At 36.6% G+C, this 17,624-nt stretch carries 11 protein-coding genes; 8 read left to right on the plus strand and 3 right to left on the minus strand.

Going from position 1 to position 17,624, the window contains the following annotated elements:
* Window positions 1–12: 12 nt before the first annotated feature.
* Both ACWIW0_RS05995 and sstT read right to left on the minus strand, forming a co-directional pair.
* The gene (locus ACWIW0_RS05995) at window positions 13–4,728 is read right to left on the minus strand and encodes an autotransporter domain-containing protein (RefSeq protein WP_454452609.1); all 4,716 of its coding nucleotides are present in this window, start codon (window positions 4,726–4,728) and stop codon (window positions 13–15) included.
* Between the two features lie 302 nt (window positions 4,729–5,030).
* Window positions 5,031–6,242: a serine/threonine transporter SstT gene (gene sstT, locus ACWIW0_RS06000; RefSeq protein WP_454452610.1), complete on the minus strand. Its 1,212-nt coding sequence runs from the start codon at window positions 6,240–6,242 to the stop codon at window positions 5,031–5,033.
* Window positions 6,243–6,516: 274 nt separating this feature from the next.
* Here sstT and ACWIW0_RS06005 point away from each other — a divergent pair, with 274 nt between their 5' ends.
* From ACWIW0_RS06005 to pyrD, 7 genes are all read left to right on the plus strand, one after another.
* A complete protein-coding gene (locus ACWIW0_RS06005; RefSeq protein ID WP_454446610.1) occupies window positions 6,517–6,879 on the plus strand; it encodes a diacylglycerol kinase in 363 nt (120 codons plus the stop codon).
* 65 nt (window positions 6,880–6,944) lie between these two features.
* Window positions 6,945–8,588 carry a bifunctional UDP-sugar hydrolase/5'-nucleotidase UshA gene (ushA, locus tag ACWIW0_RS06010; RefSeq protein ID WP_454452611.1) on the plus strand — a complete coding sequence of 548 codons (1,644 nt, stop codon included), beginning with the start codon at window positions 6,945–6,947 and terminating at the stop codon, window positions 8,586–8,588.
* Window positions 8,589–9,148: 560 nt separating this feature from the next.
* A complete protein-coding gene (gene glnD / locus ACWIW0_RS06015; protein WP_454452612.1) occupies window positions 9,149–11,734 on the plus strand; it encodes a bifunctional uridylyltransferase/uridylyl-removing protein GlnD in 2,586 nt (861 codons plus the stop codon).
* 82 nt (window positions 11,735–11,816) lie between these two features.
* Window positions 11,817–12,449: a lipoprotein insertase outer membrane protein LolB gene (lolB, locus tag ACWIW0_RS06020; protein WP_454452613.1), complete on the plus strand. Its 633-nt coding sequence runs from the start codon at window positions 11,817–11,819 to the stop codon at window positions 12,447–12,449.
* Window positions 12,449–13,303 (plus strand): 4-(cytidine 5'-diphospho)-2-C-methyl-D-erythritol kinase, encoded by an 855-nt coding sequence (gene ispE, locus ACWIW0_RS06025; protein WP_454452614.1) that lies wholly within the window; start codon window positions 12,449–12,451, stop codon window positions 13,301–13,303. Before lolB ends, ispE begins: the two co-directional genes overlap by 1 nt.
* A 25-nt stretch (window positions 13,304–13,328) precedes the next feature.
* The gene (locus ACWIW0_RS06030) at window positions 13,329–14,279 is read left to right on the plus strand and encodes a ribose-phosphate pyrophosphokinase (protein ID WP_157394261.1); all 951 of its coding nucleotides are present in this window, start codon (window positions 13,329–13,331) and stop codon (window positions 14,277–14,279) included.
* 77 nt (window positions 14,280–14,356) lie between these two features.
* Window positions 14,357–15,364 (plus strand): quinone-dependent dihydroorotate dehydrogenase, encoded by a 1,008-nt coding sequence (gene pyrD / locus ACWIW0_RS06035; protein WP_454452626.1) that lies wholly within the window; start codon window positions 14,357–14,359, stop codon window positions 15,362–15,364.
* Between the two features lie 111 nt (window positions 15,365–15,475).
* Here pyrD and pckA read toward each other — a convergent pair whose 3' ends face one another.
* Window positions 15,476–17,086, minus strand: a complete 1,611-nt coding sequence (pckA, locus tag ACWIW0_RS06040) for a phosphoenolpyruvate carboxykinase (ATP) (protein WP_454452615.1) — start codon at window positions 17,084–17,086, stop codon at window positions 15,476–15,478.
* 230 nt (window positions 17,087–17,316) lie between these two features.
* Between pckA and ftsB the strand changes: the two genes are divergently transcribed.
* Window positions 17,317–17,592, plus strand: coding sequence for a cell division protein FtsB (gene ftsB, locus ACWIW0_RS06045; RefSeq protein WP_454452616.1), 276 nt, complete (start codon window positions 17,317–17,319; stop codon window positions 17,590–17,592).
* Window positions 17,593–17,624: the final 32 nt, after the last annotated feature.

Genomic DNA, 17,624 nt, shown 5'->3' on the forward strand with positions numbered 1-17,624 from the left:
TATACCTACAAATTAGAATATATAGCCTAAATTAGCATTTACATTCCACGAATTTCCTGATTTTCTCAACGTATCTACTTTGGCTCCTATCCCCAAAGACAAACCAGCATTAGTACGGAATTCCGTTGCTAATCCTAAAGCTAGCTTATTTGGATTCGATTCATCATTAAGCTCAAAAGCCCTACCATTTTGGAAATTAGCTTTTAATTTTTTCGACTGAGAACTGCGAATATAATCTATGCTAAATTTAGTGAATAACTGACCGCTTGGTAAAGCTAAAGCAATTTGAGCATCTTGACCCACAAGCATTTCAATATTATTCATATTTTGTGCTTGAACTGTTAAGCCACCACTTCCTTTCTCTGTTAGCCCATCTATTTTTAAATTGTTATATGCTAGACCAGCCTTTGGCGTATAAGTAAATTTACCAAACGGGATACTGTAGTTTACCTGTGTAAATAAACTCGTTACTTGCGGTTTAGTTTTTATATCAAACTGCTGGGCATCATAATCATTATTAATAATACGTTTACCGTTTAAATCTAACTTCCCATAAGCTGCTCCAGTAGTTATAGACAAGTTATCATTTTTCGCAATTAAATATAAGCTACCATAAAAAGAATTACCTTTTAAATAACTACCTTGATTACCATCAAGATGAGTTTTACCAACACCTACCGTTGTACCTAGTGTAATGTTATCGCTTGCTCCATAAGAAAAATCCATCAGAACAAACTGAGAAGTTGATTTTTCTGCAATCGTTTTATAACGACTTTCGCCAACTTTACTCGATACTTGAGTAGATATATCGTCTTTTTTCAATATATTTCGTTTGTCTGTTGTGGTTGCTCGATAATAATTCATATTATCTACTGCAAGACTTGGTAATACCGCATAAATATTTTGATTCTGGGTTTTATCTAAATAGTCATTAACAGCTTTCTTCGACATCGTTTCTGCACTATCCAATCCTTGAGATAGAGTTAAATCTTGTCCTTTATTTGTTAGCGAAGATGAATTTCTTAAGAATGTTGTAGCTGCATTTGTGTGCTGTAATAGCTCTAGATTCTCAATAAATTTTTCCGTCTGCTGTGTAACTCGTGCATCTTTTTTCACATTTTCTTCTGCTAGACGTTGTGCTTCTTTGGCAACATTTGCAGCTGTTATCGCTTCTGCCACTTTGGTTTCAGCTTCTAATTTTGCTTGCTCTGCCTGCTGTTTAGCTTGTGCATCTTTTTTCGCATTTTCTTCTGCTAGACGTTGTGCTTCTTTAGCAGCATTTGCAGCTGTTATCGCTTCTGCCACTTTGGTTTCAGCTTCTAATTTTGCTTGCTCTGCCTGCTGTTTAGCTTGTGTATCTTTTTTCGCATTTTCTTCTGCTAGACGTTGTGCTTCTTTGGCAGCATTTGCAGCTGTTATCGCTTCTGCCGCTTTAGCTTCAGCTTCTAATTTTGCTTGCTCTGCTGCTCTTGCATTTTCTTGTGCTGTAATTAATGCCTGTTTATTTTCCTCTTCTTTAGCTTTTTTAGCATCTTCTTCGGCCTTTTTCGCTAATTCCTCAGCTTTTTTAGCCTCCTCTGCCGCTTTCTTGGCATCTTCTTCAGCTTTAATTCGAGCCGCCTCTGCCTTTTGTCGTTCATCTTCCGCTTTTTTATCCACAATAGCAAACTTATTATCTTTCAATTCAACGGTTTGCAATACATTGCTACTTTTCAATGAAACGCCTGTACTAACAGCGACATTATCCCGACCAAAATCAATTTCTTGATCTTGGTTGGTGACATCTAAAATCATTGTGCCACTACCATTAAATGTGAGACTTTTATTTCTGTTATCTTCATATAATGCGTGACGTTCAGCATTATCTGCGTGATAAAGTAAATTACTGTTTAATGTTACCGTATTTGCCCCCTCAATTTTTGCCGTTGCAACAAATTCAGTTGGCTTATTTATGTCTAATATTTCTGCATTACGAATGTTGTAATCAAGACGAATATTCTCTTTTTGATTATTAGGGCTAAGATTATTACCAAAAATAACTTTATCTTCACCTTCACCTAAATCAACAAGTTTACTATTAATTCGAACATTACTATCTTGAATATGTAAAGTATCATTGCCTGCCTGCAAATCAACATTACCGTTGATAATACTATTATTATTTAGCTTAAGTGTGTTATCACCTTCATCACCCAATACAGCATAAGTTGGTAAATGTCGATTTACGTTAAAGCCATTAGCATTAAAAATAGTATTGTCAGCATCAACATTACCACCAGCTTTAATATTTAAAGCAGTACGATAACCATTGATAATACTGTTATTTAATGCCATTTTACCTGACGTATATAAGGCACCATTCTGTAAGCCAACACCATTAATAATGGTATGGCTTAAAATTGTATCTGTTGTCGTATAGTCACTATCTTTTTGATCATTCGAAAGCGTACCATTAATGACTTTGTAAGTAGTACCCTGTGGATTAGTATATGTCTCTGCACTACCTATCACGACACGTTCAATAGATTCATCATCTTTATTGATTTTTTTAGTTGGCGAAGCATACCAATATGCTGCAGGTGTTAATTCAATTCCTGGTTTTAAGTAGACAAATGTCCCTGCATTTTTAACTGGATCAACATCGGCTTCAAAATAACGGTATGTCTGTTCACTTGAAGATACCGCTTGCATCGGAGCATAATTTCCTGCAATCATCACTCCAGCCATTAACCCATAGTTTTCTACTTTGCCTAAATAACCGCTTTCAAACTTGGGTACACTAGTGTAGGCATCATTTAATTTCCCTGCCACTAAAAGTGCGGAGTGATTACCTGAAATAATCCCTGTATTGATGATATTCGAATTTACAAGTGTTTTATCTACAATTCCTTGCGTTTTTCCGCTTAAATAAATTCCTGTACCTACACCTAAGAAATTAATTCGATTATAGTTTCCTTCAGAAAAACCATGATAAAGTTTCGCATATCCACTGATTACGCCTTGGTTATCAATGTTTCCCATATATGCTGTTTCATTATTGCGTTGTAAAGTTGAAATACCATTACCACTGGCAAAAACCGTTGTTTCTGCACGATCCGTTGTATTTAAACGTTCATTTGTTGTAAGTGTTCTCGCTTCTTTTGGTTTTTCTGGTAGTGGATTTGGTCTAGAACTATAGGTTGCTTTTCGTGTAATAAATAGTTTTGCTTCTTCTGTTGGGATTTTCTCCCCCTCATTTGCAGCTCTTGCAGAAATACCTGCGACAGTTTCTAAACTACCAGAAATCAACCCTTTATTTATTATTTCTCCCATAATCGCATTACCACGTTGCGAATAAGATGAAATACCATTACCTACTGCACTTGCGGTGATACTCATATCACCGGTACCATTTGTGCCAGCGTCTAAACTCGCAATTCCTTCAATACGTCCTGTATTATTGACCTTTTTAACCAACGATTGAGCTTGTTTGGTTTGTCCATTAAAGGTTTCCGTAAATGCACTGATTCCGTTACCGCTACCGTAAGCTTCTGCGGTAGAAAGCAGATGATTTGATTTGTATCCCGAATTATTACCCGATTTTTGGATTAATGTACCGACAATTTGTCCGTTATTATCGACATCTAAAATTTGACTTGATGTTGAATTTTTTGCAAATCGACCTGTCGCAGCAAAAGCCGATATTCCATTTGCAGAACCACGAGCTTTAGTTTGAGTATGGGTCACACCTTTCCCACCTTCAAGTAAAGCTTTACCATTGATACTACCGCTATTTCTTACCACACCTAAAGCAGCATAGTTAAGTTTATCTTCAGAATAGGTATATTTATCGACAGTATCTATATAGGTTGCGACAGAAACACCATTCCCTGATGCAGCACTTCCTACCCCATAAAACTGTGGTGCATATTCCGCTAAATAGGGGCTTTTAACCTCTTGACTAGCCTGTGAGTGTAGAGATCCAACAATTTCACCTAGATTCGTCACGGCTTCTAAGATTGTTTTTATATTTTTACCATACATATCCGCTTCTGACGTATCTGCGGGTGTAGCTGAACCACTATTTTCTTTCAATAAATCCTCTAGCGTAGGACCACTTGACGAATTTTCTACACTTGCACTTGCAGATTTACCCGTTGCACCACTAAATCCATCTACACCTGAACGGCCAAAATCAGCAGTTCCAACAATAGAAATACCATTTGCAGTACCTAGAGAATCGACTTTCCCGTGAACAGTTGAAAGCCCACCTTTTAATTGAGCCTCACCAATTGCAGTACGTTGGTTTTCCACCGATTTGATATTAATATCAATTGAGTTTGGATTACTTGGTGCAGACCAACCAAGTGCATCAATCGCATTTGCTTGTCCTTCAACATTTACACTAGCCCAATATTCATCCTTTCCACCACCTGAACGCTGTCCTTGAGCGACCACTTTACCGTGAATAATTCCTTCATTTAATGCACCTATCTGAGCAATTTTGCTATCACTATCATTTGGATTTCCATACCAAATAATACGAACAGGATTACCAGAGCGGTTTAATTCTCCGCTAACTTTTGATTTTGGTTGATCTGTTGTCACAGAATCAATTTTAGTAACAAGCTCACCTTTTTTAACAGTTGCAATCTCACTTGCACCTTGTTGATAAGCATAGACACCAATACTCGTGCTGGCAAGTGCAAGAGTTATCAAAGATGGTTTAAACAAATTATTTTGAAGCATAAACTAACCTTAAAGTTAAAATAATAACAATTCTCATTATTGATCATATAATAATTTTAATCAATAAAATTTATTTCAAATCAATTAAATAAAAAAACCAAATTTGATAATTAATTTATATTAAAAATAAAAAAATGGTGATTAATTTAAGTAAGTCATTGATTATAAAAATAGGATCAAGCAATAAATTTGCTATGACTTTTGCAGAATTTGGTAGACAACCTGTCGCTTTTTATTGCCTATAAAAAAAGCAGACCATTACGATCTGCTTTTAAAGGATTTACTTTTGAATATGCTAATTTTTATTGCTTTTCTTCGTCAGATAAACTTACTGCTGCGGTGAAAAGCACATCTGTTGATGAGTTTAATGCTGTTTCTGCTGAGTCTTGAATAACGCCAATAATAAAACCAACACCAATAACCTGTGCTGCCACATCATTTGGGATATTGAATAAGCTACACGCAAGTGGAATAAGTAATAAAGAACCGCCTGCAACACCCGATGCACCACAAGCACAAATTGATGCAACAAAGCTTAATAATAATGCTGTCCAGAAATCAGGCACGATACCTTGAGTATAAGCTGCTGCTAATGTTAAGACAGTGATAGTAATCGCAGCACCCGCCATATTGATATTCGCACCCAATGGAATTGAGATTGAATAAATCTCTTCTTTTAAACCTAAACGTTTAGCAAGGTTCATATTAACTGGAATGTTTGCTGCTGAACTACGCGTAAAGAAAGCGGTTACACCACTTTCACGCAAACAAGTAATTGTAAGTGGATATGGATTACGGCGAAGTTTCCAATACACTAACGCAGGGTTTAATAAGAACGCAACAATCGCCATCGCACCTAGTAATACTGCTAATAATTTCGCATAACCTGCAAAAGCATCTAAACCATTTGTTGCAATTGTTTCAGCCACTAAACCGAACACACCAACTGGTGCAAATGCAATCACGATTTTTACCACGAACGACACTGCGTCAGCCATATCATTTAATAACACTTTTGTGCTAGGTGCTGCGTGGCGTAATGCAACGCCTAAACCGATTGACCAAGCCAAAATACCGATAAAGTTACCATTTGTGATTGCACCTAAAGGATTATCTACTAAATTGAAAATAACCGTTTTTAATACTTCACCCACACCTTGTGGTGGTGCTAAACCATCTGGACTTGTTACTAATTCTAATGTAGTTGGGAATAGGTAGCTTAAAATTACCGCTGTGACTGCGGCTAAGAAAGTACCAACCAGATATAAGACTAATACGGGTTTTAAACGGCTATCGCTGCCAACTTCTTTATTAGCAATTGCCGCAAGAACTAAGGTGAAAACTAAAATTGGTGCAATCGCACGCAATGATTTCACAAAGAATTGACCCAATACACCAACACTAGTTGCTGCATCAGGGAATGTAAGAGCTAGAATCAGCCCAAGAACTAAACCTACTGCGATACGTAATACTAAATTACCGCCAAGGATTTTTGAAGATACACAGTTACTCATAAAAATTCCTGTAAGAGAACGAAATGATAAACGCCTAGACGTCTATCCACCTAAAAAATAGAAATGTGAGATTAGCGGAAAAATAGCAATAAGTGAATAGTCAAGTAAGAAATTCTGATGATAAAGTCATAAAATTTTTATACTACATCGCTTTTGTTTCATTTTTTTAAATTTTATCTAACTTATGATTAAAAAATATCTTAACTTGTTTCCGCAAACCTTTGCTTTCAGGTAGAATAATCAAAGTTTTTACCATTCATTTTCAAGAGAATTTATGAAACCTGAAAACAAAGCGGATTTTAAACGTATTATTCGAGCAACAGGCTACTCAATGAAGGGCTTAAAAAGTGCTTACATCAATGAAGCTGCATTTCGTCAAGAAGTGTGGCTTTCTTTTTTTCTTATTCCGTTAGGATTTATTTTAGGCGATGGCGTTATTGAAAAAGTGCTATTAGTTTGCTCAGTATTATTGGTTCTAGCGATGGAATTATTAAATAGTGCTGTGGAAGCTGTTGTTGATCGTATCGGATCTGAATATCACGAATTATCAGGTAGAGCAAAAGATATTGGCTCTGCAGCTGTCTTTATGACAATGGTAATGTTTGGCGTAACTTGGATCTTAATCCTATTTTTCTAACACAAATAAGTGGTTAGATTTTTATTCTTTTTTACATTTTTATTCACATAATATTAGAGGACTTTATGAAGTTTACGAAAACTCTACTTACAACTGCCTTATTAGGTGCAACAACCGTAATGGCATACGAAACAGATAAAACTTACCAATTTACTGTGTTACATTTAAATGATACACACGGTCATTTCTGGAAAAATGATAAGGGTGAATATGGTTTTGCTGCTCATAAAACAGTTATCGATAATATTCGTAAAGAAGTAGAAGGTAAAGGTGGTTCAGTATTATTACTACACGCTGGTGATTTTAATACGGGAGTTCCTGAATCTGATATGCAAAATGCAAAACCAGATATTGAAGGGATGAATATGATTGGTTATGACGTCGCAGTACTAGGTAACCACGAGTTTGACTTCCCACTTCAAATCTTAGATATGCAAGAAAAATGGGCAAAATTCCCGCTTATTTCTGCAAATGTAATCAATAAAAAAACCAACAAACCATTAGTGAAACCTTACGTTACTTTAGATAAAAATGGTCTAAAAGTGGCGGTAGTTGGCTTAACGACTGAAGATACAGGTAAATTAGGTAACCCTGATGTAACAGAAAACGTTATTTTTAATGATCCAATTGAGACAGCAAAAACAACACTTGAAGAAATTAACAAAACAGAAAAACCAGATGTGCGTATTGCATTAACACATATGGGTTATTATTTTAATGAACAACACGGTTCAAATGCACCAGGTGATGTTAGCCTTGCTCGCCGTTTAGATAAAGGGGCTTTTGATTTAATTATTGGTGGACATACTCACGATACAGTGTGTATCGATGAAAAAGGCGAGTTCAAATTAAAATATACACCGGGTGAAGAATGTAAACCTGATTTCCAAAATGGTACTTGGATTGTTCAGGCAGGTGAATGGGGTAAATTTGTTGGTCGTGCCGATTTTGAATTTAAAAATGGTGAAACCAAATTAGTTAAATATGAACTGATTCCTGTGAATTTGAAACAAAAAATCAAATTAGAAGATGGCAAATCAGAATATAAACTTTATCAAGCTGAAATTGCTGAAGACCAAGCTGTATTTGAACACCTTAAAAAATACCAAGATGAAGGCGATAGATTACTTGGAGTGAAAGTTGGCGAAGTAAAAGGTAAGTTTGAAGGGGATCGTAAAATTATTCGTTTCCACCAAACTAACTTAGGTCGTTTAATCGCACAATCACAAATGGAACGTGTAAAAGCAGATATTGGAATTATGAACTCTGGTGGTATTCGTACTTCAATCAATGAAGGTGATGTAACCTATAAAGATCTTCTTACAGTTCAGCCATTTGGTAATATGATTGCAACTGTTGATTTAACAGGACAAGAATTACTTGATTACTTAAATGTGGTTGCTCTTAAAGAGATTGATACAGGTGCTTATCCGCAATTTGCAGGTATTTCAATGGTTGTTGATCGTACTGCGAAACAGGTATCAGATGTAAAAGTTGCAGGTAAACCACTAGATCTTAATAAGAAATATAAAGTTTCTTTACCTGATTACTGTGCAAGTGGCGGTGATGGTTATCCTGTAATGAAAAAACACCCAAGCTATGTGAATACAGGCTTTATTGATGCTGAAATGTTGAAAAAATATTTTGAAGAAAATAGCCCATTAGACGCATCAAAATTTGATCCGAAGAATGATATTATCTTTAAATAATATCTCAGTTTATTGACAAAGTGTTTTCATTCGGACGCCAAGCGTGGCGTCCCTACAAAGAAAAACTATAACCAATTGAAAAATAAACATTTTATTTTTTTTCGTGTAGGGACGCCACGCTTGGCGTCCACTCATTAAATCAACAAATTAAGGTTTGTCATCAGTCTGTGATATTATCTTTAAATAATATCTTCTCGTTTTAGATATAGTGGGCTAAATGCCCACTCAGACTGATGACAAACTCAAAAATGTTGTTAAATGCAAAATTCTGCCCCCGTTTACGGGGGAAGTACCCGAACGAAAGTTCGGGGGTAGGGGGTAAAATAGCTGATTTATTAAATGTAGCTGTACAAAATAAATGGCATTAGCCCCCTTCGGTTCGCTTCGCTCACCACTTCCCCCGCAAGCGGGGGCAGAATTAATCGCAAATACTGTGTTCAATAAGTTTATCTATAATCTGAGTGGGCTAAATGCCCACTATTTTTTACTTATTTATGTACAAAAGAGGTAATTTAATACCTTTATCTTGTTCATCATTGCAATATCAATTTATACAATATATGCTCAACTTAAAACAAACATTAGCTGAATTTTCCCTTGTACAGAAAACTCGTTTTACTGAAAGTCCAATTGATGTCGTTGAACTTCTCCACCAACGCAGTGATTTTTATGATGATATTTTGAAAAAACTATGGCAAAGCTACGGTTTTAGCGAGCGAGCCGATCTAGCGTTAGTTGCAGTGGGGGGATATGGTAGGCGTGAAATGTTTCCATTATCTGATTTGGATATTTTAGTATTAACTGAACACACAATAGATGAGCAAACTCAACAAAAATTGAATGAATTATTTAATTTATTATGGGATTGTAAATTACAGTTAGGAACTAGTATCCGAACTTTAGCCGAATGTATCTCTATTGGTAAAAGTGAAATTTCCGTTGCTACTAATATGTTGGAGAGCCGTTTTATTATTGGGAATGTTAAACTTTGGAAAGCACTGTTTGAACAACTTCACACACCTGATTTTTGGGCTATATCTGATTTCTTCCACGCCAAAATAGCTGAGAAACAAGCTCGTTACGAACGTTATCACAATACAAGTTACAATCTTGAGCCTGATTTAAAACATAGCCCCGGTGGATTGCGAGATCTCCATTTACTCTCGTGGATAATGCTCCGCCAATATGGTGTTTATCGTTTAGACAACCTATTAGAAAAAGGGATTTTATATCCTGAAGAATATCAAGAATTACAACAGGCAGAAAAAGTACTATTTCGAATGCGTTTCGGTTTGCACTTACAACTTAAACGCTATGACAACCGATTACGTTTCGATCGACAACTACAACTAAGTGAGCAGTTAGGTTATCAAGGTGAAGGCAATCAGCCTGTTGAAGCAATGATGAAAACCTTTTTCCAAGCAACACAATCAATTTCTCAACTTAGCCAGTTACTGTTAGATAGCTTTGAACAAGAACATCTGAGATCTTCTATGATCTTGCAAAAAAAGGCACAAAAACAACCGCTTGATCACGCTTTTTTTCTGCAAAATAACTATATTTACTGCATAGATCCAGCTAATTTTATACAACAACCGCATACCATACTAGATCTGTTTTTACATCTTACTCAGTATCCACAAGCAATCATTGATACCAATACGTTACGCCAATTACGTCTTTCTTTACGCAAACTGAAACGTCCATTGAGTGAAGAACCATTAGCAAGACAAGGCTTCATCAAGCTCTTTCAACAACCCAATATGGTAAAACGAGCCATCGTACCAATGCATCAGTTCGGTGTGCTTTCAGCTTATTTACCTCAATGGAAAAGTATTGAAGGTTTAATGCAATTTGATATGTTCCATATTTATACCGTTGATGAACATACTATTCGTGTAATGTTAAAACTAGAGAGTTTTTTAGATAACCGAAGCCAAGAAAATCACCCACTTTGTTGTGAATTGATTCCTGCTTTACCTAATCTATCATTACTCTATTTTTCGGCATTATTTCACGATATTGCAAAAGGTCGAGAAGGCGATCACGCAATAGAAGGGGCAATAGATATACGTCGATTTGCTGAACAGCACAACTTTAGCCTAGCAGATACCGATTATATGGCGTGGCTTGTGGCAGAGCATTTAACGATGTCTATTACTGCACAACGCCGAGATATTCACGATCCTGAAGTTGTAAAAGCATTTGCAAAAATTGTTGGTAATCAAACCGCTCTTTCTGCATTAACTTGCCTAACTGTTGCTGATATTTGTGCGACTAACGAAAACTTATGGAATGACTGGAAGCGGTCGCTTTTTCGTAAACTTTTTCAATTTACCCAAGAACAACTGGCGATTGGTAATGAACAATCTATTGATTATCAAAAAATTGAAATGGAACATCGCCAACAAGCTCTTGCACAATTGACTCAACAACGGAGCTTAACGGAGACGGCACATCAACAACTTATCGCATTTTGGCAAACTTGTCCGAATAGTTATTTTATCCGCAATAGCCCGACACAGCTTGTTTGGCACGCAGAGCGTTATTTGCATCATTCAAAGTTACCAATGGTTCTTGTCAGTAACCAATATGCACGAGGAGCAACGGAAATTTTTGTGCATTGTGATGATCAACCACAATTATTTGCCCGAATTGCCCATACACTAAGCCAGAAAAAAATCAGCATTCACGATGCTCAAATTATTACGGGAGAAAATGGGCGAGTGTTAGATAGTTTTATTATCACTGAAAGTAACGGTAAACCTTTAAGTGATGAGCGTAGTTACGACATTCATCAAGCATTGATAAAGACATTAACTCAAACTGAGCAAAAGCCGTTAAAATTAGCTAAAAAACCGATTAAACATCAATCGTTTAAACGTAAAACGAAAATCCGTTTTTTAGCTAATTCTCAGAAAAATCATACCGCTTTTGAGCTTTTTACCTTAGATCGAGAAGGTCTTTTGGCTCAAATTGGTAATATTTTCAACCAACGCTCGCTAAATTTAGTTAATGCAAAAATCACAACGATAGGTGAACGAGTAGAAGATTTTTTTGTTGTAACTAATTCACAAGGAAAAGCACTTGATGAGATGGAAAAAGCTCAATTAAAACAACAATTATTAGATGAATTGACTAAATAATTTGCTATATTAGGAATAAGAAATTTATCTCTATGTTTCTACTTCAATTATACTAATACAGATTCTTTAATAGGACAGCATAATGAAAAAACTAACTAAACTCCTTTCTCTCTCTACTTTCATAGCACTTGCAGGCTGTAACTCTATCTATGATGCCCCTACAGAAGTGGCGAAACCAGAAATTGAGATTTCTCACAACGATCCACAATGGCAGCAACATTTAGCACAATTACAACAAATTAAAGGCTATTCAGCCAAAGGGCAATTTGGCTATATTTCGCCTGAAGAGCGTTTTTCCTCGCATTTTGATTGGCAATATAAAACGCCAACGAATTTTGGGCTGACGATGTCATCAAATCTTTCAAGTAAATCGTTAAAATTGCAACGTAATCAATTTGGAATGACTGTTTCAGATAGCGAGGGGCGTAGCCGTACTGAGTCCGATATCAATTTACTAATGAAAGAAATTATCGGTGTATCTTTCCCTATTGATCAATTTGCTTACTGGGTTAAAGGTCAGCCTGAAAAACATTCTAACTATATTGTGAATGAAAAACGCCAGCTATCGCAATTTGACTACCCTGTTAATGGCACAGTTTGGAAAGCCACTTTTGTTGAATATCACGAAGATCGCCAACCTAATCTGCCTAAGTTAATTGTGCTTGAAAATGGTAAACAGACCCTAAAAATTCGTATTGATAACTGGGCTTACTAATGACCGAACGTTTTTCTTTTCCTAGTCCAGCTAAACTCAATTTATTTTTATATATCACGAGCAAGCGGACAGATGGCTATCACGAATTACAAACGCTATTTCAGTTTTTAGATTTTGGTGATGATATTGAGATTGAGATCAGCCAAGATCCTGAAATTATTCTCACTGAAACACTTGAGAACGTACCTATTGAGCAGAATTTAATTTATCGAGCTGCAAAACTTTTGCAACAACAGACCGCTTGTTCTCTTGGGGCAAAAATTAGCTTAACCAAGCGATTACCAATGGGCGGTGGTGTCGGTGGTGGATCATCAAATGCCGCCACTGTTTTGGTCGCACTAAATCAATTATGGCAGACAGGGCTATCCCTAGAGCAACTGGCAGATATTGGTCTATCTCTTGGTGCTGACGTGCCGATTTTTGTGCGAGGTTTTGCTGCTTTTGCTGAAGGTGTTGGGGAAAAACTCACACAGTGCCAACCTGTTGAAAAATGGTATGTGGTATTAAAACCTGATGTTTCTATTTCAACAGCCTTGATTTTTCAGCACCCTGACTTACCCCGAAATACACCAAAACGGAGTTTAATGGAATTATTAACAACAAATTGGGCAAACGATTGCGAAAAAGTTGTTCGAGATCATTATTCAGAGGTTGATGATCTACTCGCTTGGTTGGTACAATACGCACCATCTCGGCTAACTGGCACAGGTGCTTGTGTATTCGCCGAGTTTGATAGTAAAGAAGAAGCATTAAAGGTTTTCGCACTGAAACCAAAGCATATTGAAGGCTTTGTGGCAAAAGGGCAGAACATTTCTCCTTTACACCAAAAACTGAATTTATTTCCTAATGCTTAATTTATAACCTAGAGGTTCCCCAACAATGCCTGATATTAAACTCTTCGCAGGAAACGCTACACCAGAATTAGCAAAACGAATTGCTGAACGTCTTTATATTTCCCTTGGCGACGCAACCGTTGGTCGTTTTAGTGACGGAGAAATCCAAGTACAAATCAATGAAAATGTGCGTGGTGGGGATATTTTTATTGTGCAATCAACTTGTGCACCAACTAACGATAATTTAATGGAACTCGTGGTAATGGTTGATGCTCTTCGTCGTGCATCGGCGGGGCGTATTACAGCTGTTATTCCATACTTTGGCTATGCTCGACAAGATCGTCGTGTTCGTTCAGCGCGTGTGCCGATTACCGCTAAAGTCGTTGCTGATTTCCTATCAAGTGTTGGTGTGGATCGCGTATTAACCTGCGATTTACACGCTGAACAAATTCAAGGTTTCTTTGATGTTCCTGTTGATAACGTATTTGGTTCACCTGTTCTACTTGATGATATTTTGAAAAAAACAGATCTTGTGAACCCAATCGTAGTATCTCCAGATATTGGCGGTGTTGTTCGTGCAAGAGCGGTCGCTAAATTATTAAATGATGCAGATATGGCAATCATTGACAAGCGTCGTCCAAAAGCGAATGTCTCACAAGTAATGCACATTATTGGTGATGTTGCTGAACGTGATTGTATCTTAGTTGATGATATGATCGATACTGGTGGCACGCTAGTGAAAGCAGCAGAAGCATTAAAAGAACGTGGTGCAAGACGTGTATTTGCCTATGCAACTCACGCAGTATTCTCAGGTGCAGCAGCAAAAAATCTTGCAAATGATGCTTTAGATGAGATTGTGATTACCGATACTATTCCACTTTCAGCGGAAATTCGTGCTTTAAATAAAGTACGCGTATTAACCCTTTCTGGAATGCTTGCTGAAGCAATTCGTCGTATTAGCAACGAAGAGTCTATTTCAGCAATGTTTAGCCACTAATTGTTATTATCTAGCCCAGTCGAATGATTGGGCTTTTTTACATCAAGCGGTCAGATAGCGAGAATTTTTTGCAAATGATTTATCCCTTAATTCGTAAAGCCCTGTTTGCAATGGACGCAGAACAGGCACATCATTTTTCCATTAGAGCCTTAAAGCTGTTAGGCTATCTTCCAAACTGCCATCAGTTGCCTGATAATCCTGTTAATGTGATGGGATTAACCTTTAAAAATCCGATTGGTTTAGCGGCAGGTGCTGATAAAAATGGAGAAGCGATTGATGGCTTTGCTCAACTAGGTTTTGGATTTATTGAAGTGGGAACGGTTACACCTGTTGCACAAGATGGAAATCCACGTCCACGCCAATTTCGTTTACTTGATGCTGAAGGTATTATTAACCGTAATGGTTTCAATAACCTAGGTGTTGATGTACTCGTTGAGAATGTTAAAAAAGCAAAATATAACGGCATATTAGGGATTAACATCGGTAAAAATGCGACAACACCTATTGAAAATAGCCTTGATGATTATCTTATTTGTTTACGCAAGGTATATTCTTATGCAAGTTATGTTACCGTAAATATCTCATCGCCGAATACCAAGAACCTACGTTCTCTGCAATACGGTGAAGCTCTTGATGATTTACTGCAAGCCTTAAAAGCAGAACAGCAGGCTCTTTCGCAAAAAAATAGTTGCTATAAACCGCTTGTATTGAAAATTGCGCCTGATCTAAATAATGACGAAATAGCCTCTGTTGCAGACAGCCTTATCAGACATCAAATTGATGGGGTGATTGCAGGAAATACGACGTTATCTCGTGAAAGCGTAGCGGGTTTACCCAATGCAGATCAGCAAGGTGGATTAAGTGGAAAACCACTTTGTCAGTTAAGTACTCAAGTTATCCGCCAACTCAATAAAGAATTACAAGGAAAGCTCCCAATTATCGGTAGTGGTGGTATTCATTCGATTGCATCTGGGCAAGAAAAAATTGATGCCGGAGCAAGCCTATTACAACTTTATTCTGCGATGGTTTATCAAGGACCTAAATTGATTGAGCAATTAGTGAGAAATGTACGTTTAACCAATTAACTACACAATTTTCTATCTTTTTATAACGCCTTTCTAAATCAGATTTAAATATAAAAAAACGGCTTTGATTAATCAAAATAATCAAAGCCGATGTTTAATGTTCTAAGCTAATTACAATTTAGGCCCTGCTGCCACTAATGCTTTACCTTCATCATTAGTTGTGTATTTTTCGAAGTTTTTCACAAAACGACCCGCTAAATCTTCTGCTTTAGTTTGCCATTGTGCTTTATCTGCATAAGTATCGCGAGGATCTAAAATTGCAGGATCAACACCTGGTAATGCTGTCGGCACTGCTAAATCAAAGATTGGTAATGTTTTCATTTCTGCATTTTCGATAGAACCATCTAGAATCGCATCAATAATACCACGAGTATCTTTGATAGAAATACGTTTTCCTGTACCATTCCAACCAGTATTCACTAAGTAAGCCTCTGCACCTGATGCTTCCATACGTTTTACCAATACTTCCGCATATTGCGTTGGGTGAAGAGATAAGAATGCAGCACCAAAACACGCTGAGAATGTTGGTGTCGGTTCAGTAATACCACGCTCTGTACCCGCAAGTTTCGCAGTGAAACCAGATAAGAAATAGTATTTAGTTTGTTCTGGGGTTAGTTTAGAAACTGGTGGTAATACCCCAAACGCATCTGCTGTTAAGAAAATCACTTTCTTCGCGTGACCTGCTTTAGATACTGGTTCAACAATGTTATTGATATGATAAATTGGGTAAGAAACACGAGTATTTTCGGTTTTTGAACCATCATCATAATCCACTGAACCGTCTTCACGCACCACTACGTTTTCTAATAAAGCATCACGTTTGATTGCTCCGTAAATATCAGGCTCGTTTTCAGGTGAAAGTTTAATGGTTTTCGCATAGCAACCACCTTCGTAGTTGAATACACCATCATCGTCCCAACCGTGTTCATCATCACCAATCAATTTACGTTTTGGATCTGTTGAAAGTGTGGTTTTACCTGTTCCTGATAAACCGAAGAACACCGCAACATCACCTTTTTCACCCACGTTAGCAGAACAGTGCATTGATGCGATACCTTTTAATGGTAACCAGTAATTCATTAGTGAGAATAAACCTTTTTTCATCTCACCACCGTACCAAGTACCACCAATCAATTGAATTTTTTCAGTTAAGTTGAATGCGACAAAGTTTTCTGAATTTAAGCCTTGTTCTTTCCAATTCGGGTTAGTTACTTTTGAACCATTCATTACTACAAAATCAGGTTTGAAATCGACTAATTCAGCCTCTGTTGGGCGAATAAACATATTTTTCACGAAGTGAGCTTGCCACGCAACTTCTGTTACAATACGCACTGCAACACGACTATCTTTGTTTGCTCCACAGAAAGCATCAATAACAAATAAACGTTTATTAGAAAGTTGGTTTGTCACTAAATCTTTTAAACTTTGCCACGTTGCTTGGTTCATTGGCTTGTTATCATTTTTTACTGCCTCAGATGTCCACCAAACGGTATCTTTTGTACTTTCATCAAGTACAATATATTTATCTTTCGGAGAGCGACCTGTGAAAATCCCCGTATCCACAGCAACTGCACCAGAAGTTGTTAAGTGACCTTTCTCAAAACCTTGTAACTCTGGTTTCATTTCTTCTTCAAAGAGTTGTTCATAGCTTGGGTTATAAACAATCTCTTTTACATTAGTAATACCTAAAAGTTCAAGTTCTTGTACAACACGATTTGACATAGTAACACCTCATATATGGTTAAATTTAAAAACTGGGCGTATTTTAAAAGTATTTCATTAAAAAAAATGTTACCTACTTCAAATTTTTGAAATTTCATCAAATTTTTTACAAATAAAAATACTGATTTGATAGAATATGAACAGATATTTTTACTAAAAATATAACAATAGCTACAAAAAATGACTTTTTTGTTACAAAATTCTTTTATATTCATCTACACGAGAAATTTATGCGAATCTTAATTGTTTTTTTATCTTTATTGCTGTGCTATTTCCAATTTAGCTTTTGGTTTGGGAAAAATGGATGGTCTGATTATCAAACTATGCAAAATAATGTTGCATTATTGAAAGAGGAACATAAAGCTCTACTCTCTCGTAACAATATGATTATTGTTGAAATTCAAGACTTAAAAACAGGTTCAAATGCATTAGAAGAACGAGCAAGATCTATTCGAGATATGGTCAAAGAAAATGAGGTATTCTACCGTATTATTCCCCACAAATAAGCAAATAAAAAAATAATAAACCAATGGATAGA

The organism is Ursidibacter sp. B-7004-1, assembly GCF_053654055.1.

Excerpts from the sequence above, each read along its gene's own strand:
- ACWIW0_RS05995 (WP_454452609.1), bottom strand. The coding sequence starts at position 4,728 with ATGCTTCAAAATAATTTGTTTAAACCATCTTTGATAACTCTTGCACTT.
- sstT (WP_454452610.1), bottom strand. The coding sequence starts at position 6,242 with ATGAGTAACTGTGTATCTTCAAAAATCCTTGGCGGTAATTTAGTATTA.
- ACWIW0_RS06005 (WP_454446610.1), top strand. The coding sequence starts at position 6,517 with ATGAAACCTGAAAACAAAGCGGATTTTAAACGTATTATTCGAGCAACA.
- ushA (WP_454452611.1), top strand. The coding sequence starts at position 6,945 with ATGAAGTTTACGAAAACTCTACTTACAACTGCCTTATTAGGTGCAACA.
- glnD (WP_454452612.1), top strand. The coding sequence starts at position 9,149 with ATGCTCAACTTAAAACAAACATTAGCTGAATTTTCCCTTGTACAGAAA.
- lolB (WP_454452613.1), top strand. The coding sequence starts at position 11,817 with ATGAAAAAACTAACTAAACTCCTTTCTCTCTCTACTTTCATAGCACTT.
- ispE (WP_454452614.1), top strand. The coding sequence starts at position 12,449 with ATGACCGAACGTTTTTCTTTTCCTAGTCCAGCTAAACTCAATTTATTT.
- ACWIW0_RS06030 (WP_157394261.1), top strand. The coding sequence starts at position 13,329 with ATGCCTGATATTAAACTCTTCGCAGGAAACGCTACACCAGAATTAGCA.
- pckA (WP_454452615.1), bottom strand. The coding sequence starts at position 17,086 with ATGTCAAATCGTGTTGTACAAGAACTTGAACTTTTAGGTATTACTAAT.
- ftsB (WP_454452616.1), top strand. The coding sequence starts at position 17,317 with ATGCGAATCTTAATTGTTTTTTTATCTTTATTGCTGTGCTATTTCCAA.